This is a genomic window from Amycolatopsis sp. NPDC057786, assembly GCF_042797905.1.
GTDB lineage: Bacteria > Actinomycetota > Actinomycetes > Mycobacteriales > Pseudonocardiaceae > Amycolatopsis.
On record NZ_JBHVKW010000011.1, the window covers coordinates 1 to 19,342 of the forward strand.

Genomic DNA, 19,342 nt, shown 5'->3' on the forward strand with positions numbered 1-19,342 from the left:
GTTGCGAAAGTGGCTTTCGCAACCCTCCGGCCAGGAAAGTCACGCGCCGATGGTCGCCGCGTCGATGACGAACCGGTACCGGACGTCGCTGTTCTCGACCCGGTCGTAGGCCACGTTCACCTGGTCGGCCGAGATCGTCTCGATCTCCGCGCCGATCCCGTGCTCGGCGCAGAAGTCGAGCATCTCCTGGGTTTCGGCGATCCCGCCGATCATCGAACCGGCGAGCACCCTGTTCCCGCCGAGCAGAGAGAAGGCGTTGTAGGACAACGGTTCGCCGGGCGCGCCGACGTTCACCATCGCACCGCCGACCCGCAGCATGCCGAGATAGGAGTCGACGGGCAGTGTCGCGGAGACGGTGTTGAGGATCAGGTCGAAACGGCCGCGAAGCGACTTGAACGTCGACGCGTCGCTGGTCGCGAAGTAGTCCTTCGCACCCAGCTTCAGGCCGTCTTCCTGCTTCTTCAGGCTCTGGCTGAGCACGGTGACCTCGGCGCCCATCGCGACCGCGATCTTGACCGCCATGTGGCCGAGCCCGCCGAGGCCGACGACGGCGACCTTCTTACCCGGCCCGGCGCCCCAGCGGTTCAGCGGGGAGTAGGTGGTGATCCCCGCGCACAGCAGCGGAGCGGCGACGTCGAGGCCGATCCCTTCCGGGATACGGCAGACGAAAGCGTCCTTCACGACGATCTGCCTGCTGTAGCCGCCGTAGGTGTTCTCGCCGTCGAAACCGACACCGTTGTACGTCTGGATGTTGCCCTTCACGCAGAACTGCTCGGTACCCGCGAGGCAGTATTCGCACTCACCACAGGAATCCACCATGCAGCCGACCCCGACACGGTCGCCCACCCGGTACTTCGTCACGTCGGAGCCGACCGCGGCGACGACGCCGGCGATCTCGTGGCCAGGGACCATCGGGAAGATCGCGCTGCCCCAGTCCTCCTTCACCTGGTGGATGTCGCTGTGGCAGATCCCCGCGTACGCGATGTCGATCAGCACGTCGTCCGGACGCAGGTCGCGACGCTCGATCGTCGTCGGCGACAGAGCGGCGCCCGGGGACGGCGCGGCGATGGCGTGCGTGGTCGTCGTCATGAAACCCTCCGAGAAACAGTGAGACCATGTAAGAGGTCACTTACAACTAGCGTAAGAGGGCTCTTACATATTCCGCGACCGGGACGGTGTGATCCACGACATGGGCGGCAAGTACCATCACGGCGACCTGCGCGCCGAACTCGTGCGGGTCTCGCTGGACCTGATCGCCGAACAGGGGCTAGGCGCGTTCTCGGTCGCCGAGGTCGCCAGGCGCGCGAAAGTCAGCCCTGGCGCGCCGTATCGGCACTTCCCGGACAAGGAGAGCCTGCTGGCCGCGATCGCGGCCACCGTCGCCTGCCAGCTGGCCGACAGGGTGCAAGAAGCCGTCGAAGCCGAGAGCGAACCCGTCGCCGCGCTCGCCGCGGCGGCCGGCGCGTACACGGAATACCTCATCGAACGCCGCGCCGGGATGAACATCATCTACTCGGACGGCTTACAGGGCCCCGAGCACGCCACCCTGCACGAGCAGACCCGCCGCCTGACCGACCAGTTCGTCATGCTCTGCCTGGCCGTCGCGGACCGGCCACAGGACGGGCTCGAACTGATGGAGCAGTTGTTCACCCAGGCGCACGGCTACGGCACGTTCTACCTCGACGGCGTCTTCACGAAACAGGGCTACTCCACGGAAGTCGTCGTCCGGAAGTCGGTCGAAGCCGCCCGCGCCGCAATCGAAGGACGCACGAAAATGTGACGTGATTCAGTGGGATCGTGGCGGGAACCGGGCCGCCATGCGAGCCCCGCGGCGCCGTCCGAGTCCGGTCAGTTCCGGGAGCGCCTCGTGCGCACGCGCGGGAGCGCTTCCGGACACCGGCCGTCGCACCGGATGTGCGCCCAGACGATCTTCCCGCCCCGCACCGGCTCACGCCGGACACCCCACTGCACCGCCACCCCGTCGACGACGAGCAGCCCGCGGCCGCGGGGATCCTCGATCTGCGAACACCGCGCCCTGGGTTGCTCCACACTGACGTCCGCGACCTCGATGCGCACCGCGCAGGGTGTCACGCCACGCCACAACTGGATGTGGCGCGCGCCACCTCCGTGCACGTACGCGTTGGCGACGAGCTCCGTCGCCGCGAGCAGGACGTCGTCGAGATGCTTCTCGCCGAGATCGGGAAGACATCTGACCACCCAGGCACGCATGTCCGGCAACGCCCGTGGCGTCGTGGCTCGCAGGTCAAGCACCCAGGTTCCCGGCACCGGATGCTCCGCGATACTGATCATGGAGCCACCCTTCCCGTCGCGCGCGGCCTCCCTGCTGAAGTCGCACATCCGGGTTACCCAGAACACCCGCCGATCAACCCGTGTCGAACCCGACACTCCGGTCATCCGGCCGCGATACCCTCCAGCACCGTCTTGACCACGGCTTCCACCCCCGGCGAACCGGTCACCGCCGGGCCGTGCGGGAGCAGAGCGGAGAGCACCGTTTCGTGGCAGACGCCAACCAGCATGGCCGCCGCCGCGTCGACATCGCCGTCCAGCCTGCCGAGTTCCTTTTCGGCGCACAGATATCCGGCGAGACGGTCGCGCCAGGTCTCGCCGTCCCCAGCCCGATCCGCGAATCGCGCGAGCACGACGGGACGGGCGAGGAGCCCTGCGAACGCGGGCAGGATCTCCTTGTGCAGAGCCAACCCGTACGCCAGCTGGGCGCGAAGATTCGCCTCGACCGTAGCCGAACCAGGCTCGGGCAGCTCGCCGAGCCCGGCTTCGGCCCTCCGCACGTGTTCCGCCAAAGCTTCGGCCAGCAATTCCTCCTTGTCGGCGAAATGGTTGTACAGCACACCATCGGCGACTCCCGCCGCATGCGCGATCGCTCGCACCGTGAGTTCCGCGGTGCCACCGGCGGAAATCAGGTCCGCGGCGGTGCCGATCAGATGCTCGCGCAGGCTCCGGCCGTCTTCAGTACGGCGCAGGGCCGCCGCTTTTCTCGGCGACATCAGGACTTCGCCGTGACCAGCCAGGCGGCGCCGCGCAACCGGACACCGTCTGCCCCCTCGAAAGGCCGCAGCGCGGCCGAAAGTGCTTCCCGCGCCCCCTTCGCCGCTTCGGCGCCGGCCAGATCGAGGTGATACTTGACCGGCCCCCAGTCCGCGATGAAGCCGGCCGCGTCGGGAACATCGCTTCCCCAGACCTGGTCCGCCTCGACACGGTCGCAGGTGACATCGGCGAATCCGGCGTCGGTCAGCACCGCGCGGACCCGCGCCGGGTCGGCGAACGCCGTCGGCCCCGTGCCGTCCTCACCGGTCGGGGTCGGCAGAAACGGTGCCAGCGCGCCGAAAACGGTACCGAGATCGGTTCCGGCGAGTGCGGTCATGCACAGGAACGCGAGCTTCCCGTCCGGCCGCAGCGCGCGGTGCACGTTGGCGAAAGCGGCGACCGGATCGGCGAAGAACGTCACCGCGAACCGGCTGAGCGCGACGTCGAAAACGCTGTCCCCGAACGGGAAGACCTGGACGTCACCCTGCTCGAACACCACGTTCGCGACACCTTCGGCCTCCGCGCGGGCACGCGCCGTGGCGAGCATCGGCGCGGACAGATCGATCCCGGTCGCTCCCCCGAGCGGAGCACGGACGGCGGCGAGCCGGGTGACCTGGCCGTTGCCGCAGCCGATGTCGAGCACCCGGTCCCGCTCGCCGATTCCGGCGGCGTCGAACAGGAATTCGTTGAACCCGCTGTTCACCGCGTCGTAGCGCTCGTCGTGCTGGGCCCAGTGCCGTCCCTCGTAGCCGTTCCACGCCTCCGACTGCGCGGTGTTGACGATGCCGGACATACCAGAACCTCCTCCGTTATGAACGTGCGTTCATGAACACCTGTTCATGATGGCGGACGCCCGATCCGCTCGTCAAGCCGTCGTTTCATCGCGATTTCATGGCGCCCCTTTACGGTTCCGGCACGGATCCGCGGCCGCGGACCGGTGGTCCACGAGGAGACGTGTATGAGCCCGGCGAGCCGGACCCCGTACAACATGGTGTTCCCCAGGGACGACGCGCCGAGTCCCGGCGAACGGGACGGGCTCGTCGGACCTGGCTGGAGCTGGGCCGCGTTCTCCACGCCGTGGGCCGACGGCCGCCCCTCGCCGAGGTACCGGTGGACGCTGTTCGAGACGGCCGCCCACGCCGTCGAAGACCTCCGTCGCTGTCTCGACGACGGCAGCGTCGGCAGGCGCGGCGCCCTCTGCTCTTCCGTGCTCCGCAAGCGCGGGGCACCGCGGGAACTGGTGCTGTGCGACGGCGCCGAATGGGCTTGCGTCGTCCACGAGGTCCGCGCCGGGACGCACCTGGCCGACGCGGCCGACGCCTACTTCGCGCGCTGGCGGACGAGCATGGCGGGGCACCGGTTCACGATCGTCAACGCCGGCGTGCCGACTGTCTGGTGAGGTCCAGACCTTCCAGCGCGAGGGTGCGCTGGAGGGAATCACCGTCGGGCCCGATGGTGGTGAGCACCCACTCGAAGTGTTCCCTGGCTGCCACCGGATCGCCCGCCGCGAGATGGGTGCGGCCGAGCCGGTTGCGGATCTCGGATTCCATCCCGACGACGGTCTCGTCGGTGACCGCCGTCAACGCCCGCCGCTGGAGTTCGAAAGCCGCGTCGAGATTCCCCAGTTCCAGTTCCGCGGCGCCCAGCCTGGCGAGGCTGGTGGCGATCAGCAGGCCGTCCGTGGTCTCCTCGGCGAGTTCGACGGACCGCCGGAAGTCCAGCACCGCTTCGGCGAACCTGCCGGTTTCGAGGCGGACGGTGCCGCTGTGGCACAGCACCCTGGCCAGCATCCCCGGACTGCCTATCTCCTCGCTCAGCTCGCGGGCGCGGCCGAGGTGGACGAGCGCCTCTTCGTGCTCGCCCCGCAGGTAGGCGAGATACCCCAGGGCGGACAGCGACCGTTCGGCGAGCCAGCGGTCCCCCACCTCTTCGGCGAGGACCATCACCCGCCGCATCCCGGGGATGGCGCGATCGTGCCGCCCGTCGATCAGATCCGCCATGGTGAGCCCGCCTAGCGCTCGCGCCTCCACCCCGCGGTCTCCGGATGCCTGGCCCGCCCGCAGCGCGTCGTCGAACCAGCCGCGCGCCCGGTCGAGGTGCCCTTGCATGGCGTAGGCGTAGCCGAGGCAGAACCGCAGCGACGAGACCAGGCGTTCGTCTTCGGCCTGTTCGGCCAGCGGCAGCGCGACCTGCAACGCCGTCCGGCATTCGTGGTACCGCTGCTGACGCGCGAGATAGTCGACCAGACCCTCGGCGACCGAGCACGCGAGGTCGTCCAGCCCGGCTTCGGCCGCTTGCGACACCACCTCCGGCAGGTCCCCGGCCGCGTCGAGCCAGGCGGAAGCGTCACGCTGCCCGGTGAACGGTCCTCCGGTCTCCAGCGGGAAGCGCGCGACACCCCACTCGCTCGCGCGCCGAGCGGCACTGAGGTAGAGCCCGTACACCCGTTTCCGAGCCGCTTCGGCGGCGTCTTCGGGCATCTCCCCGGCGAGCCGCCGGGCATAGACCGCCACCAGGTCGTGCAGCCGGTAGCGGCCGCTCGCGGGCTCCTGCACGAGGCTGGCGTCGACCAGGCTTTCCAGCTGCCGCTCGGCTTCGGCGGGCGAGCAGTCCAGCAGGGCGGCGACCGACAGCCGGTCGAATTCGGTCGTCGGCGACAGGCCGAGCACGCTGAACGCGGTCTGCTCGGCGGGCCGCAGCTGGTCGTACGACAGGCGCAGCGCCACCTCGACACTGCGATCCTCGGCCGTCAGTTCGCCGAGCCTGCGCTCGTCGTCCGACATCCGGTCGACCAGGTCCTTGAACGTCCACATCGGACGGTTCTGCAACCGGGCACCCGCGATCCGCAGCGCGAGCGGCAGCCGCCCGCAGAGCCCGGCGAGCGCACGCACGGCGAACCGCTCCCCTTCCGCCCTCGGCGCCCCCACGATGCGGCTGAGCAACCGCTCGGCCACTTCGAGGCCCAGCGCGCCAAGGGAAACCCGGCGGTCGGCGTCCAACCCGGACAGACGACGGCGGCTGGTCACCAGCACGCGACTGCCCGGCCCGGACGGCAGCAGCGGGCGCACCTGTCCGGCGGATTCGGCGTTGTCGAGCACCAGCAGCAACCGCAGCTGCGCGGTCGCCGCCCGCCACGACGCGGCCAGTTCGTCGAGATCGTCCGCCCCGTCCTCGACACCGACCGCGCGCAGCAACCGCCGCAGCGCTCGCTCCGGCGTCACCGGCTCGCGGCCTTCGGTGTAGCCGTGGAGATCCACGAACAAAGCACCGTCCGGATAGGACTCACGGAGCCGGTGGGCCGCACGTACCGCGAGCGTGGTCTTCCCTGCGCCGGGAACACCGTCGACGGCGTCGACCGAGACCGACTCCGGATCCCCCTCTTCGACGAGCAGCGCCAGTTCCCGGTCCCTGCCGACGAGTTCGCCGTTGGTGGCGGGCAGTTCGTTGCGGATCCGACGGGACGGCTCGCGGCGCGGCGCGACACCGAGCAGTGTCTCGTCGCCTCGCAGCACCGCATCCTGCACCTGCCGCAGTTCCTCACCCGGCTCGACGCCGAGCTGTTCGATCAGCCGCTCACGGACGTCGGTGAACACCTCCAGCGCCTCCGCCTGCCGCCCGCCGCCGTAGAGCGCCCGCATCAGCAACGCGGCCAGCGGCTCGCTCGGCGGATCGGCGGACACCAGCGCCGACAGCTCGCCGATCACCTCGTCGAACCGCCCGAGTTTCAGCTGGGCCCGCAGTTTCCGGCGCAGCAGCAGAAGCCTGCGTTCCTCCAGGCGTCGCCGCTCCCCCTGGACGAACGCGCCGGGCAGCCCCGTCAGAGGCTCGCCGTGGAACAGCCGGAGCGCGTCGGCGAAGGTGTCCACCGCGGCGACGAGGTCGCCGGACTCCTCGGCGGCGGCCGCGACCGCCGCGACCTCCTCCAGCCGGACGACGTCCAGCCGGACCCCGCCGCTGGCGAACCGGTAGCCACCTCGATCGGACACGATCACCGAGTCCCGCGGCTTCTGGCCCGAGGTGTCCAGGCATTGCCGCAATCGCCGGACGTACACCGGCAACACGTTCGACTCCGGCGGCTTCTCCCAGAGCCCGTCGGTGAGTTCGTAGTGGCTGACGGTCACGTCCGGGCGCAGCAGCAGCGCGGCAAGCACGGCCTGCTGCCGGACCGGCCCCAGATCCAGCCGGGTCTCCCCGTGCCAGGCCCGCAACGGGCCGAGTAGTTCGAAGCGAAGTCGCGAGTCCGGCATGATCCCCCCATCGTTGCGCATCAGCCCGGCACCACGATCCCGTGGTCGAACGCGTACACGATCGCCGCCGCCCGGTCCCGCAACTGGAGTTTGGTGAAGATCCGGCCGATATGGCTTTTCACGGTCACCTCCGAAATGACGAGAGCCGCGGCGATCTCCGCGTTGGTCAGCCCGCGGCCGATCGCCCTGAGCACGTCCTGCTCCCTCGGGGTCAGCAGTTCCGGTGAGCGTCCGCCGCTGCCGTTCCCCGCGGCCTGCCGGTACGCGGCGAGCACCCGCCCGGTGACGCCGGGGTCGAGCCACGCGTCGCCCGCGGCGACCGCCCGCACGGCGCGGATCAGGTCCTCGGCAGGGGAATCCTTGAGGACGTACCCGGCCGCGCCCGCCCGCAGCGCTTCGGCCAAGAGGTTGTCGTCGTCGAAGGTGGTGAGCGCGAGCACCGGCGGATGCCCGCCGGACCGCCGCAGCCGCCTGGTCGCCTCGACCCCGCCGACGTTCTTCATCCGCAGGTCCATCACGATGACGTCGACCTCGTGCGCGGCCAGCGCCGACGGCACTTCCGAACCGTCGCCGCATTCCCCCGCGATGACGAACCCGTCGCGGCGCCGCAGGATGCGCCGCAGCCCGGACCGGACCAGCTCCTGGTCGTCGACCAGCAGCACCTGGATCTCGGCGGCGGTCACGGCTTGGCCCCCGGCACGGTGACCTGCACGATCCACTGCCTGCCGCTGGGCCCGGCGCTGAGATCGGCGCCGAGCTGGGCCGCGCGAACGGCCATTCCCGCCAGTCCCGAACCGTCCTCCGCCGTGCGCCGGACGGTCGCGGGGAGGGTGTTGCTGACGATGAGCTTCAGCCCCGAACGGCAGGCGTCGAGGCGGACCTCGGCCGTCGCGCCGGGGGCGTGTTTGACGACGTTGACAAGTGATTCCTGCACGATCCGGTAGAGGCCCAATCCTTCCGAGGCGCCTACCCGGCCGAGGTCGCCTTCCTGTGTATAGCGCACCGCCAGCCCTGCGCTGCGAGTGCGTTCCACCAGCGTCGCGATGTCCTCCACCCCCGGCAGCGGGGCGCTGCCCGACGGGGAGTCGGCGAGCAGGCCGACCGTGCGGCGGATATCGGCCATCGCGGCCCGTCCCACCTGCTCGGCTTCGGTGAGCGCCTCGATCGCCTCGTCGACGTCGCGGTCCTGCTGCAGCGCGTGCCGGGCGCCGGTCAGGTGCAGCAGAGTGATGCTGAGCGAATGGCCGACGACGTCGTGCACCTCACGCGCGATCCGCTGACGTTCGGCGAGCAGGGCCTTGTCACGGGAAGCGTCGCGGTTGTCGCGTTCGGCGTCGAGCACCCTGGTGTACCAGCGGACCATGAGCCCGCCGCTGAGGCCGAGCAGGATCGCGACCATGTACACCGGCCCGCCGATCAGCCCACCCCAGATCCCCGCCACGACCAGTACCGCCTCGCCCGCGACGGTGACGATCGCGATCCCCCACGTCGTCCGCAGGACACTGCCCGCCTCGGTGGCCGCGACCAGCAGCAGCAACGGCGCGAAATCCGGCAGCACGGGTTCGATGAGCAGCACCGAGGCGGCGATGATCAGCGCCGTCATCCGCACCCAGGGCATGATCCAGTCGGTGACCGCCCAGATCACCGACGGCGCGATCACGATCAGCCCGGCCAGCGCGATCGGCTCTGGCGGCAGCAGGGCGTCCCGTTGCACCAGCGCCACCGCCGTGAACACGAAGCTCACGGCGCTCGCGCACAACGCCCCCCACCACGGCAGGGTCAGCCCGGCACGGGTGAGGCTGGCCTGCACCCGTGCCCGGAACCGGTCCCGCAAGATCCTCAGCACGGCATCAGCCTAGGAAGTCCCGATGAGCGAGTCATCGTGCGGCGGGCGGCACCCGTCTCCGCCCACGGTAGGAGGCCGGACGAGCACGGTGGGATGAAATCCGGATGAAACCCGGGTCGGTCATTCCTGGCTGAGCGCCACCCAGTTCAGTTTCTCCTGTTCTCGTTTCGGCAGGCCCGCGACGACGAGGTCGTAGGAGTCCTCGATCAGCTCCCGCACGAAGTCGTCGGTCAGCGAGCCGTCCAGTTCGACGGTGTTCCAGTGCCTTTTGTTCAGGTGGTAGCCGGGGACGATCGCCGGATGCTCGGCGCGCAGCCGGACCGCCAGATCCGGCTCGCATTTGAGGCTGATCCGCAGCGGCTTCGCCTTGAGCGGGCCGAGCGCGAAGATCTTGCCGGCGACCTTGAACACGCTGATGTCCTCGCCGAACGGGAACTCCTCCCGGGCGCCCGGGAGGGCGAGGCAGAGCTTCGCGAGAGCAGCACGCTTCATGGCGTTCAGGCTAACCGCGCCTACCGACAGAAACCTGTCCTGTCCGGGCCGTTGACCGGTTGTCGGTGATTCCTTGACGATGAGTGGAGCCGACTGGGTGGAGGCGGACCGACATGCGCGTGAAGTATCTCGCCGTAGCGGGAATCCTGGTGCTGGGCCTGGTGCCGAGTGCCGCGGCGGTCCCGGTGGAGAGCCCCGCCACCAGCGGCTGGGTGGGCACTTGGGCGGCGGCGCCCGCGGCCGGGGTGGCCGGGACCGACAACGGCTACCCGAACTTCTCGATCCGCAACATCGTGCACACCAGCGCCGGCGGGCACGAGGTCCGCGTGCGGCTGTCCAACGCCTTCGGCCGGACTCCGGTGTTGTTCGGCCGGGTGACCGTCGCGGTCGCGGCGGGCCCGGACACCCCGCAGGCCGTGCCCGGCACGATGCGCACGCTGACCTTCGGCGGGGACCGCGAGGTCACCGTGCCGCCGGGCGCCGACATCGTCAGCGACGGCGCGGCGCTGACCGTGCCGAGGGACGGCGACCTCCTGGTGACCACGTACACCCCGGAGCCGTCGGGCCCGGTCACCTACCACCCGCTCGCGATGCAGAACTCGTACTTCACCCGGAACGGCGACAGGGCGGCCGACGAGTCGGCGGCCGCCTTCCCGGAGAAGACCGCGGTCTGGCACTACGTATCGGGAGTGGACGTCCGCGGCACCGGGTTGCGGGGCAGCGTCGTGGCGATCGGCGACTCGATCACCGACGGGGCGAATTCGACCTGGGGCGCGAACCTGCGCTGGCCCGATCAGCTCGCCGACAAGATCAGCTCCCGCCTCGGCGTGCTCAACGCCGGGATCAGCGGGAACCGACTGCTGCTCGACGGCGGCGACTACGGGGTCAACGCGCTGGCCAGGCTCGACCGGGACGTCCTGAACCAGTCCGGCGTGCGGACGGCGATCGTGTTCGAGGGCATCAACGACATCCAGCAGACCCCGCACCAGGCCGATCCGAACAAGATCATCTCGGCGCTGAAGCAGATCGCGACGAGGGCGCACGACCGCGGGCTGCGGGTGCTGGGCGCGACGATCACGCCGTGGAAGGGCTGGGGTTCGTACACTCCGCAGCTCGAGGAGACCCGGCAGGCGGTGAACCGGTTCATCCGGACCAGCAGGCTCTTCGACGGCTACATCGACTTCGACGCGGTGATCCGCGATCCCGCCGACCCGCAGCGGATGAAACCCGAGTACGACTCCGGCGATCACCTCCATCCCGGCGACAAGGGCTTCACCGCCATGGCGGACGCCGTCCCGCTGCACCGCCTCCGGCACGAATAAGGGCTGCGCCAGGCGGTTCGGTGGGGCACGATGAACTGATGGCGATCAGGAATGACTAGCGGAGACAGCGGTACCCGAGCGACGGCGCGGCTGGTCCGGTTCGCCGAACACGAAGCGCGCGCCGAAACGCTTCGCGCACAGCTCGCGGATCTCCACGGCACGATCCGGCTGGCGAAGCGGACGTCGAACCTGTTCCGGGCACGGACGGCGACCACCACACCGGGGCTGGACGTCTCGGGATTCACGCACGTGCTCGACGTCGATCCGTTGGCGCGCACGGCCGACGTCGAAGGAATGGTCACCTACGAGCAACTGGTGGACGCGACCCTGCCCCACGGGCTGATGCCGCTGGTCGTGCCGCAGCTCAAGACGATCACGCTCGGCGGCGCGGTCACCGGCCTCGGCATCGAGTCGTCCTCGTTCCGCAACGGGCTCGTGCACGAGTCGGTGCTGGAGATGGAACTGCTCACCGGTGACGGCAGGATCGTCGTCGCGCGGCCGGACAACGAGCACAGCGACCTGTTCCACGGCTTCCCGAACTCGTACGGGACGCTCGGCTACGCGCTGCGGCTGAAGATCGAACTGGAGCCGGTCAAACCGTACGTGCGGCTCGACCACGTCCGCTACGAGGACACCGAGGAGTACTTCGCGGCACTCGACGAAGCCTGCCGTGACGGGTCGGCCGACTTCGTGGACGGAACGGTCTTCGGGCCGGGCGAGCAGTACCTGACACTGGGCACGTTCACCAGCTCGGCGCCCACGACCAGCGACTACACCTGGCTCGACATCTACTACAAGTCGATCCGCTCCCGCGAGACGGATCATCTGAGCGTCCGCGACTACCTGTGGCGTTGGGACACGGACTGGTTCTGGTGTTCGCGGGCGTTCGGCGTGCAGCACCGGCTCCCCCGGCTGCTGCTGGGCAGGCGGCTGCTGCGGTCTTCGGTCTATTGGAAGGTCGTGGCGCTCGACCGCCGGTTCGGGATCGCCGCGAAACTGCTCAAGCTGCGCGGACTCCCCCCGGAAGAGACCATCGTCCAGGACATCGAAGTACCGCTCTCGCGAGCGGCGGAGTTCCTGGACTTCTTCCGCCGCGAAATCCCGATCAGCCCGGTGTGGATCTGCCCGCTGAAGCAGCGGCCGGGCGGAGTGAACTCGCCGCTGTACGAACTGGACCCCGAAACGCTGTACGTCAACTTCGGGTTCTGGTCCGCGGTCCCGCTGGACCCCGGCGAGGAGCCGGATACGCACAATCGGCTGATCGAGGCCGAAGTGAACCGGCTCGGCGGGCGGAAGTCGCTGTATTCCGACAGTTTCTATACCGAGGACGAGTTCTGGCGGCTGTACAACGGCGACGCCTACCGGAAACTGAAGACGGCTTACGACCCCGACGGCCGCTTGCTCGACCTGTACGCGAAATGCGTGCGGCGGCGGTGACCCGGGCCCGAAGAAGAGAGACGACCATGGCTGAGACGACGACCGTCGGCAAGATCTTCGAGCGGTTGCTCGGCCCGAGCACCGAAGTGTCCATCACCGCCTACGACGGCAGCACGAGCGGGCCCGCCGACGCGCCCGTGACGATCGAGGTGCGGTCGCCGCTGGCATTGACGTATCTGATGTCGTCCCCGGGAGACCTCGGGCTCGCGCGGGCCTACGTCGCCGGCGCGCTCGACGTCGACGGTGACCTCTACACGGCGTTGCGCGCGCTCGTTTCGCAGGTCGATCAGCTCAGCGCCGCCGACCGGTTGTGGCTGCTGCGCAAACTCGGCCCCACGCACCTGCGCCGCGTCGCCCCGCCCGCCGAGGAGTTGCCGAGCCGCCTCAAGCGCACCGTCGACGGGCTGCGGCACTCGAAAGCGCGCGACAGCAGCGCGATCTCCAATCACTACGACGTCTCGAACCGGTTCTACGAACTGGTGCTCGGGCCGTCGATGGCGTACACCTGCGCCGCGTATCCGTCCGCCGACGCGTCGCTGGAAGAGGCACAGGCGCACAAGTTCGACCTGGTGTGCCGGAAACTCGGCCTCCGGCCGGGGATGCGGCTGCTGGACGTCGGGTGCGGCTGGGGCGGGATGGTGGAGCACGCCGTCGCGAACTACGGCGTCGAGGCGCTGGGCGTGACCCTTTCGCGTGAGCAGGCGCAATGGGCGCAGAAGGACATCGTGACCAAGGGGCTCGCGGACAAGGCCGAAGTGCGGCATCTCGACTACCGCGACGTCACCGAAACGGATTTCGACGCGGTGTCGTCGATCGGGCTCACCGAACATGTCGGCGCCCGCAACCTGCCGTCGTACTTCCGTTTCCTCGCGGGGAAACTGAAGCCGCACGGGCGGTTGCTGAACCACTGCATCACCAACCCGGACACCTCCGTCGCGCACCGGTCGCGCGGATTCATCGACCGGTACGTCTTCCCCGACGGGGAGCTGGAGGCCGTCGGGGAGATCGCCACCGCGATGCACGACAGCGGGCTGGAGGTGCGGCATTCGGAGAACCTCCGCGAGCACTACGCCAGCACCCTCGGCGCGTGGTGCGCCAACCTCGACGCGAACTGGGACGCGGCCGTCGCCGAAGCGGGCGCCGGGCGGAGCCGCGTCTGGGCCCTGTACATGGCCGCGTGCCGTCTCGCCTTCGAGCGGCGGGAGATCGAGCTGCACCAGGTGCTCGGGGTAAAGGTCGGTCCGGACGGTGACTCGGGTATGCCGCTGAGGCCGGACTGGGGCGTTTAGCGGACTCAGTGCCGGAAGGCTTCGGCGAGCCACCACGAGCCGCCGTCGTCGGCGATCTTGGCGTCGACGACGAGCGGCGCGTCCCGTGGCCCGCCGAGCCAGTCCGTGACGGCGGCCAGGTCCTCGGCCGACCGGACGGTGATCCCGGCGCATCCGAAACCGCGGCCGATCGCCGCGATATCAGTGTCGGGGAACCGGACAGTGCTCATATCCGCGTCACCGAAATGGTGAATCTCGGCGCCGTACGCCGCGTCGTTGTAGACGATCACGACGAGCGGGATACCCAGTCGCACGGCGGTTTCCAGCTCGGAGACGGCCATGTGGAACCCGCCGTCGCCGACGCCGAGCACCGGTAACCTGTCCGGCACGGCGAGCGCCGCACCGATCGCCGTGCCGAGACCGAGCCCGATACTTTGGAACGCCTGGGTGAAGCAGAAGCCGTTCTCGTCGGGGACGGACAGGTACGCGCTCGGATAGCCCATGAAGTTGCCGGAGTCGATCGAGACCACACGTTCGACGGGCAGGAGCTCGTCGAGCCGGCGGCTGAGTGTGCGCGGATCGATCCTCCCGTCACCGGATAGGTCGTTATACGGCTCGTCGTTCCACCGGGTGCTTTCGGGGACTTCGCGGCTCCTTCGGTGGCCACGCCTTTCGAGTTCGGCGTGAACGTCCACGGCCGTGCTGGTGACGTCGCCGACGACACCGAGGTCGATCGGCCGGTGCGCGCCGAGCGCGGCCAGCTCGACGTCGACCTGGACCAGCCGGGCGGCCGGGCCGAGCAGTGTGCCGTGCCGGGTGGTCCACATGTTCAGCGCGCAGCCCCAGCCGATCACGAGGTCGGCGTCCCTGATGAGTTCCGCCGTTCGGGGTGACGAAAAGCCGCCCGCGATCCCGATCGAGAAGGGATCGTCGTGGAAAAGCCCGTGCGCCACCGCCGAAGTCGCCAGCAGCGACCCGGAAATCTCCGCGAGTTCCTTCAGCGGTGCGGCACCGCCCCGGGCACCTCGACCGGCGATGAACACCGGCCGCCGTGCTTCGACGAGGAGGTCCGCCAGTCTCACGACCGCGCCGGCGTTCGGCCGGATCGGCGCCGGGCCGGTGATTTCCGGAACCGGGGTCGCTTCGGCCGCCTCCTGGGCTTGGACGTCGAGCGGGAGGTTGAGCAGGACGGTACGGCGCTGCTGCACCGCCGTCCGGTAGGCGCGGACGGTGTCGGCGACCGCGGTGCGCGCGCCGTGCACGCGCTCCGGCACGGCGCCGACGGCCGACGCGAGCGCGTCCTGGTCCACCCGGAAGTTCGACAGCACCGACGACGCCGCGGTGTCCCCGGCCAGGACGATCATCGGCGTCCGGCTCTTGGCGGCCTCGGTGATCCCGGTGAGCGCGTTGGTCAACCCACAGCCCTGGTGGAGGCTCAGCACCGACACACGGGCGCTCATCCGCGCGTACGCGTCGGCCATGCTCGCCGCGCCGCCCTCGTGCCGCGCGGCGACGAACCGCACCCCTCCGGAGCGTAATCCGTTGGTGGCCTCGAAATTGCCACTGCCCACCACCCCGAACGCGGCACCCACGCCGAGTTCCGCCAGCGTGCGGCCGACCAGCTCCGCGACGTTCATGCCCGTTCGACCAGCGCGTACACCCTGGCGGGGCTGCCGGAACCACCGACGATCGGGAGCGGGCTGACGACCAGCAGCGACCCGGTGGGCGGCAGGCTCGCCAGGTTCCGCAACTGGGTCAGACCGTGCTTTCCCGCGCCCAGCAGGAGTTCGTGGCAGGGGAAGGCGGGTTCGAGGGCCAGCGCCTGCCCCGCGTCCGTGCCCACCGTCTCCACCCCGAACCCGGTGATCGGCGCCTCCTCCGCGAGCCAGCGGGCACATTCCGCCGAGACGCCCGGCGAATGCGGACCGTTCTCGTCGTTGTTGAGGAAGGATTCCTGATCATGCGACCGGGCGTCCCAGCCCGTGCGGTAGAGCAGCCAGCCACCGTCGGGCAGCGGCCCGTTCACGCGTTCCCACTCACGAATGTCGTCGACGGACAGCAGGAAATCCGGATCCTCGGCCGCGCGGGCCGTCGCGTCGAGCACCACGGCCGGGGCGACCAGCGTGCGCAGCGGCACCTCGGAGACGTCGTGGCCGTCCTTTCCCGACACCCAGTGCACGGGAACGTCGAGGTGGGTCCCGGTGTGCTCGCCGGTGTGGATGTTGTTCCAGTACCAGCGCGGCCCGCGTTCGTCGTACCGGCTGATCTCCTCAAGGCCGAACGGGATCGTGTTCGCGAACGGCTCCGGCAACCGGAGGATCGGGGTGCTCGCGCTCAACGGGGCGGTGAGGTCGACGACCTCGACCGTGCCCGTGGTGAGCGCGGTGTTCAGCTGGGCCAACAACGACATGCGTGCCTCCCGGGGTGACTGCGGCGTCTTGGTCACTTTAGGCGGATTTCGGGTTGGATGGCTGCCGGGGACGTCGCCGATACGCCGAGGAGAGATCGATGACCGAGGTGGCGCTGCGGCCGGTCGAGGATCGTGACCTCGACACCCCGGAGGCCGCGTTCATCGCCAGGATCCCGACGATCGTGCAGCCTTCGACCTCCACATGGCGAGGTTGAGGACTTCGCCGGATCTCATCGTGCGCGCGGTGACGGACGTTTCCTCGGCACCATCGGCAGATTCTTCGTGGAAGGTGGCGCCGAAATCACCTGCCGGATCGGCCGTTCGGTTTGGGGTCGGGACATGGCCGAGGTCCGGCCCCTGTACGCCCGCGTCGCCAGCGACAACCTCGGATCGCTTCGGGTCCTGCAGAAGGCAGGCTTCAGTATTGTCGGCACCGAGATCGCCTACGCGCCTACTCGGGGCGCTGAGATCGAAGAAACCTTGATGCGCCTTGGTATCAGGTCGCTGCCCGACGCATGACTCGCACTGCCAGCCTTCGCGTTTCCCTTTCTTGTCAACAAGACCCAAGTCGGCCATCTCGGCCGGCCCGAGAATACGCAGCCGATTCTGAAGCCTTTTTCACATTCGCACACTTGTTCGAGTACTGGTATTCTTGTGGTGTGTCCAGTCAACGCATCCTCGAACCGCCGCAGGAGCTGTGGCGTGCCGGTGCGCGCGAGCTCGCGCACGGCGTCGTGGAGCGGTTGTCGGTGGCACGGCAGGCCATGGCGGAGGTCGGGCAGTACCTGGCCGAGATCGAATCCCGCGGTCCGATGGAGTTGTTCGGGCATGGTTCGACGGCGGGCTGGTTCGCCGAAACCGCCCGCATCAGCCCGAACGAAGCCCGCGACACCGTGACCCGCGCGCTGGCGGTGAACGAAAGCCGCAACCTCGACGGCACCCCCGCCCCCGCTTTCGCCCCCATCGCCGGGGCCGCGGCCGCGGAAGGCGACCTCGGGCATCAGCAACTCGACCCCCTCCTAGCGGTGCTGAAGAAAATCCCTGTCGAGGTCTCGCCCGAGGACCGGACCGGCGCGGAACGGATCCTGGTCAACCTCGCCCGCCACGCCGGACCACAGCAGATCACCAACGTCGGCGCCGAACTCCTCGCCCACCTCGACCCCGACGGCAACGAACCGAAAGACGAAGACCTCACACCACCTTCACGCGAGGTCCATCTCCGGAAACGCGACGACGGCTGGTGGCGACTCAACGGCCTCCTCGACCCCGAATTCGGCGCGAGAGCCAACGCCCTATTCGAAACCTGGGGACAACGAAGACCCGTCGACGAAGACGGCAACCGTGACCCCCGCACGCCGGGCGAGCGCAACGGCGACGCGTTGTTCGACGCCATCCATTACGCCATGACCAACGACAAAGCCCCCACCCTGTCCGGGGATCGGACGACGGTGGTGGTCACGATCCCGCTGGAGACTTTGACCTCCGGACTCGGGTCGGCCTGCGTGGACGGGGTCTCCCAGATCACCGCCCGGCACGCCCGGATGCTGGCCTGCGACGCGAAAATCATTCCCGCAGTCCTCGGCTCCGAGAGCGAACCCCTCGACATCGGCCGCGCCACCCGGTCCGTCACCCCAGCACAACGACGCGCCCTCAACCTCCGCGACCACGGCTGCGCCTTCCCCGGCTGCCACCGCAAACCCAAGCACTGCGAAGCCCACCATATTTTGCCGTGGGGCCAACTCGGCGACACCGACCTCGACAACCTCTGCCTACTCTGCCGCTACCACCACATGGTCATCCACGGACAATCCGGCTGGAAAGTCCACATCACCAACGGACGACCCGAATTCATCCCACCGCAATATTTGGACCCACTACAAACCCCACGCCACAACCACCGCTGACCCCGAAGAGCCCGCCGCACACCACCGGCGACGGGCCCTTCGGCATGCCCAGAGAACGACACCAACCACGCGAGACATCAAGTGATCGCTGTCCGTCTTCACTCCCAGGGAAACACTCCGCGTGCGCTCGCTCAGTTGAACCACCTACCGAACATCGAACTCTCCGTCCGCCCCGCCAGCCGCTTCCCGAGGTCGACGGCCTGCGCCTCGGTCAGCAGACAGATGTAGTCGGTGAGGGCCCGAGCACATCGAGCCTCTTTTGACGTTCCTGCTGTATCGCCAGCAGCGGCCTGTCGAGCATGGAGAACTCATCGATGATCGTGTCCGCTCATCCCTGACGCGGACCTCGTCGAATCCTTGGGTACTCCGTCAGCGACGGTGTCCGTGCTTGGCACCGGAAGTCATCGCACCATTCGCGGTTCTCAGCTCACCGAGGCGTTCTCCCTCGTCCGCTCGAAGTCGTCACGCTCGACCGCAACCCCGGGTCAGTCCACCATCACCAAATCCAGCCCCCGCAACCGTTCCCGATCCGCGATGACGTCGATCTCGCTGATCTTCCCGTCCACGAAGGCGAACGCGAGCACCACAGAAGGCCGCCCCTCGTCGGCCATCACGAGTCCGATGCCGCCGTTCACCAGCGCGAGCTGAGTGACCGCCGCCCGCACGGAAGCGGCGGCCGCACCACGAGCCACCGTGTCCGCACCGCGCAGGAAGATCGGCGCGCGCGAGGGGCCCGCCGCTTTGTCGGCGCGGAGGACGACATCGGGATGGAGAAGTCGGAGGAGCGCGTCGAAGTCGCCGCCGCGGGCCGCGGCCAGGTAGGCGTCGACGACCTGGCGCCGTCGCGCGACGTCCGGTTCCGTGTCGACGGATCGGCCCTGGACACGGCGCCGGGCGCGGCTCGCGAGTTGCCGGGCGGCGGCCGGGGTACGGTCGATGAGCGGAGCGATTTCGTCGAAGGGCACCGCGAACATGTCGTGCAGGACGAACGCGAGCCGTTCGGCGGGCGCGAGCGTGTCCAGGACGACCAGCATCGCCAGCCCGACCGAGTCGGCGAGCACCGCGTCGGCGGCGGGATCCGCCGAGGAGTCGACCGACTCGGCGAGCCGATCGTCGAGCGGTTCTTCCCGCCGATGATCGCGCGAGCGCAGCACGTTCAGGCACACCCGCGCCACCACCGTAGTCAGCCAGCCGCCGAGGTTCTCGATCTCCGCCGCGTCGGTGCGGTCGAGCCGCAGCCACGTCTCCTGCACGGCGTCTTCGGCCTCGCTGACCGAACCCAGCATCCGGTACGCCACCGCACGCAGCCTGGTCCGATGTTCCTCGAAACGTTCAGTCAGCCGATCCACGACT

Annotated in this window: 18 protein-coding genes; 7 read left to right on the forward strand and 11 right to left on the reverse strand. The window is 69.2% G+C overall.

Annotated features, from left to right (window positions below; genetic code table 11):
• Nucleotides 1-39: 39 nt before the first annotated feature.
• Nucleotides 40-1,089 carry an NAD(P)-dependent alcohol dehydrogenase gene (locus ACFVM3_RS09760; RefSeq protein WP_378437259.1) on the reverse strand — a complete coding sequence of 350 codons (1,050 nt, stop codon included), beginning with the start codon at nucleotides 1,087-1,089 and terminating at the stop codon, nucleotides 40-42.
• Between the two features lie 88 nt (nucleotides 1,090-1,177).
• Here ACFVM3_RS09760 and ACFVM3_RS09765 point away from each other — a divergent pair, with 88 nt between their 5' ends.
• Nucleotides 1,178-1,780, forward strand: a complete 603-nt coding sequence (locus ACFVM3_RS09765; RefSeq protein ID WP_378437261.1) for a TetR/AcrR family transcriptional regulator — start codon at nucleotides 1,178-1,180, stop codon at nucleotides 1,778-1,780.
• 68 nt (nucleotides 1,781-1,848) lie between these two features.
• Here ACFVM3_RS09765 and ACFVM3_RS09770 read toward each other — a convergent pair whose 3' ends face one another.
• From ACFVM3_RS09770 to ACFVM3_RS09780, 3 genes are all read right to left on the reverse strand, one after another.
• Nucleotides 1,849-2,310: an ATP-binding protein gene (locus tag ACFVM3_RS09770; protein ID WP_378437263.1), complete on the reverse strand. Its 462-nt coding sequence runs from the start codon at nucleotides 2,308-2,310 to the stop codon at nucleotides 1,849-1,851.
• A 101-nt stretch (nucleotides 2,311-2,411) separates the two neighbouring features.
• Nucleotides 2,412-3,023 carry a TetR/AcrR family transcriptional regulator gene (locus tag ACFVM3_RS09775; protein ID WP_378437265.1) on the reverse strand — a complete coding sequence of 204 codons (612 nt, stop codon included), beginning with the start codon at nucleotides 3,021-3,023 and terminating at the stop codon, nucleotides 2,412-2,414.
• The gene (locus ACFVM3_RS09780; RefSeq protein ID WP_378437266.1) at nucleotides 3,023-3,856 is read right to left on the reverse strand and encodes a class I SAM-dependent methyltransferase; all 834 of its coding nucleotides are present in this window, start codon (nucleotides 3,854-3,856) and stop codon (nucleotides 3,023-3,025) included. The genes ACFVM3_RS09775 and ACFVM3_RS09780 overlap by 1 nt, the downstream gene beginning before the upstream one ends.
• 165 nt (nucleotides 3,857-4,021) lie before the next feature.
• Here ACFVM3_RS09780 and ACFVM3_RS09785 point away from each other — a divergent pair, with 165 nt between their 5' ends.
• The gene (locus ACFVM3_RS09785) at nucleotides 4,022-4,462 is read left to right on the forward strand and encodes a hypothetical protein (protein ID WP_378437268.1); all 441 of its coding nucleotides are present in this window, start codon (nucleotides 4,022-4,024) and stop codon (nucleotides 4,460-4,462) included.
• On the opposite strand, the gene ACFVM3_RS09790 is transcribed toward ACFVM3_RS09785, so the two are convergent.
• From ACFVM3_RS09790 to ACFVM3_RS09805, 4 genes are all read right to left on the reverse strand, one after another.
• Nucleotides 4,434-7,331, reverse strand: a complete 2,898-nt coding sequence (locus tag ACFVM3_RS09790) for a BTAD domain-containing putative transcriptional regulator (protein WP_378437270.1) — start codon at nucleotides 7,329-7,331, stop codon at nucleotides 4,434-4,436. The genes ACFVM3_RS09785 and ACFVM3_RS09790 overlap by 29 nt on opposite strands.
• Entirely contained in the window at nucleotides 7,331-7,993 is a 663-nt protein-coding gene (locus ACFVM3_RS09795) for a response regulator (RefSeq protein WP_378437272.1), read from the reverse strand. The genes ACFVM3_RS09790 and ACFVM3_RS09795 overlap by 1 nt, the downstream gene beginning before the upstream one ends.
• Nucleotides 7,990-9,156 (reverse strand): sensor histidine kinase, encoded by a 1,167-nt coding sequence (locus tag ACFVM3_RS09800; RefSeq protein WP_378437274.1) that lies wholly within the window; start codon nucleotides 9,154-9,156, stop codon nucleotides 7,990-7,992. Before ACFVM3_RS09800 ends, ACFVM3_RS09795 begins: the two co-directional genes overlap by 4 nt.
• A gap of 120 nt (nucleotides 9,157-9,276) precedes the next feature.
• On the reverse strand, nucleotides 9,277-9,648 hold the full coding sequence (locus ACFVM3_RS09805) for an MmcQ/YjbR family DNA-binding protein (protein ID WP_378437276.1): 372 nt from the start codon (nucleotides 9,646-9,648) through the stop codon (nucleotides 9,277-9,279).
• 113 nt (nucleotides 9,649-9,761) lie between these two features.
• Here ACFVM3_RS09805 and ACFVM3_RS09810 point away from each other — a divergent pair, with 113 nt between their 5' ends.
• The 3 genes from ACFVM3_RS09810 to ACFVM3_RS09820 are packed head-to-tail and all read left to right on the forward strand — an operon-like array spanning nucleotide 9,762 to nucleotide 13,696.
• Nucleotides 9,762-10,970, forward strand: a complete 1,209-nt coding sequence (locus ACFVM3_RS09810) for an SGNH/GDSL hydrolase family protein (RefSeq protein WP_378437277.1) — start codon at nucleotides 9,762-9,764, stop codon at nucleotides 10,968-10,970.
• Nucleotides 10,971-11,021: 51 nt separating this feature from the next.
• Nucleotides 11,022-12,407 (forward strand): FAD-binding oxidoreductase, encoded by a 1,386-nt coding sequence (locus ACFVM3_RS09815; RefSeq protein WP_378437279.1) that lies wholly within the window; start codon nucleotides 11,022-11,024, stop codon nucleotides 12,405-12,407.
• A gap of 26 nt (nucleotides 12,408-12,433) precedes the next feature.
• Complete coding sequence (locus ACFVM3_RS09820; protein WP_378437281.1) at nucleotides 12,434-13,696, forward strand: class I SAM-dependent methyltransferase; 1,263 nt, start codon at nucleotides 12,434-12,436, stop codon at nucleotides 13,694-13,696.
• A gap of 5 nt (nucleotides 13,697-13,701) precedes the next feature.
• Here ACFVM3_RS09820 and ACFVM3_RS09825 read toward each other — a convergent pair whose 3' ends face one another.
• Complete coding sequence (locus tag ACFVM3_RS09825; protein ID WP_378437283.1) at nucleotides 13,702-15,312, reverse strand: thiamine pyrophosphate-binding protein; 1,611 nt, start codon at nucleotides 15,310-15,312, stop codon at nucleotides 13,702-13,704.
• Complete coding sequence (locus ACFVM3_RS09830) at nucleotides 15,309-16,085, reverse strand: cyclase family protein (RefSeq protein ID WP_378437284.1); 777 nt, start codon at nucleotides 16,083-16,085, stop codon at nucleotides 15,309-15,311. Before ACFVM3_RS09830 ends, ACFVM3_RS09825 begins: the two co-directional genes overlap by 4 nt.
• A gap of 339 nt (nucleotides 16,086-16,424) precedes the next feature.
• On the opposite strand from ACFVM3_RS09830, the gene ACFVM3_RS09835 reads away from it, so the two are divergent.
• Both ACFVM3_RS09835 and ACFVM3_RS09840 read left to right on the forward strand, forming a co-directional pair.
• The gene (locus ACFVM3_RS09835; protein WP_378437286.1) at nucleotides 16,425-16,604 is read left to right on the forward strand and encodes a GNAT family N-acetyltransferase; all 180 of its coding nucleotides are present in this window, start codon (nucleotides 16,425-16,427) and stop codon (nucleotides 16,602-16,604) included.
• Nucleotides 16,605-16,744: 140 nt separating this feature from the next.
• A complete protein-coding gene (locus ACFVM3_RS09840; RefSeq protein ID WP_378437288.1) occupies nucleotides 16,745-17,989 on the forward strand; it encodes a DUF222 domain-containing protein in 1,245 nt (414 codons plus the stop codon).
• Between the two features lie 485 nt (nucleotides 17,990-18,474).
• Here the strand turns inward: ACFVM3_RS09840 and ACFVM3_RS09845 are convergent, their stop codons facing one another.
• On the reverse strand, nucleotides 18,475-19,338 hold the full coding sequence (locus ACFVM3_RS09845) for a sigma-70 family RNA polymerase sigma factor (RefSeq protein ID WP_378437290.1): 864 nt from the start codon (nucleotides 19,336-19,338) through the stop codon (nucleotides 18,475-18,477).
• Nucleotides 19,339-19,342: the final 4 nt, after the last annotated feature.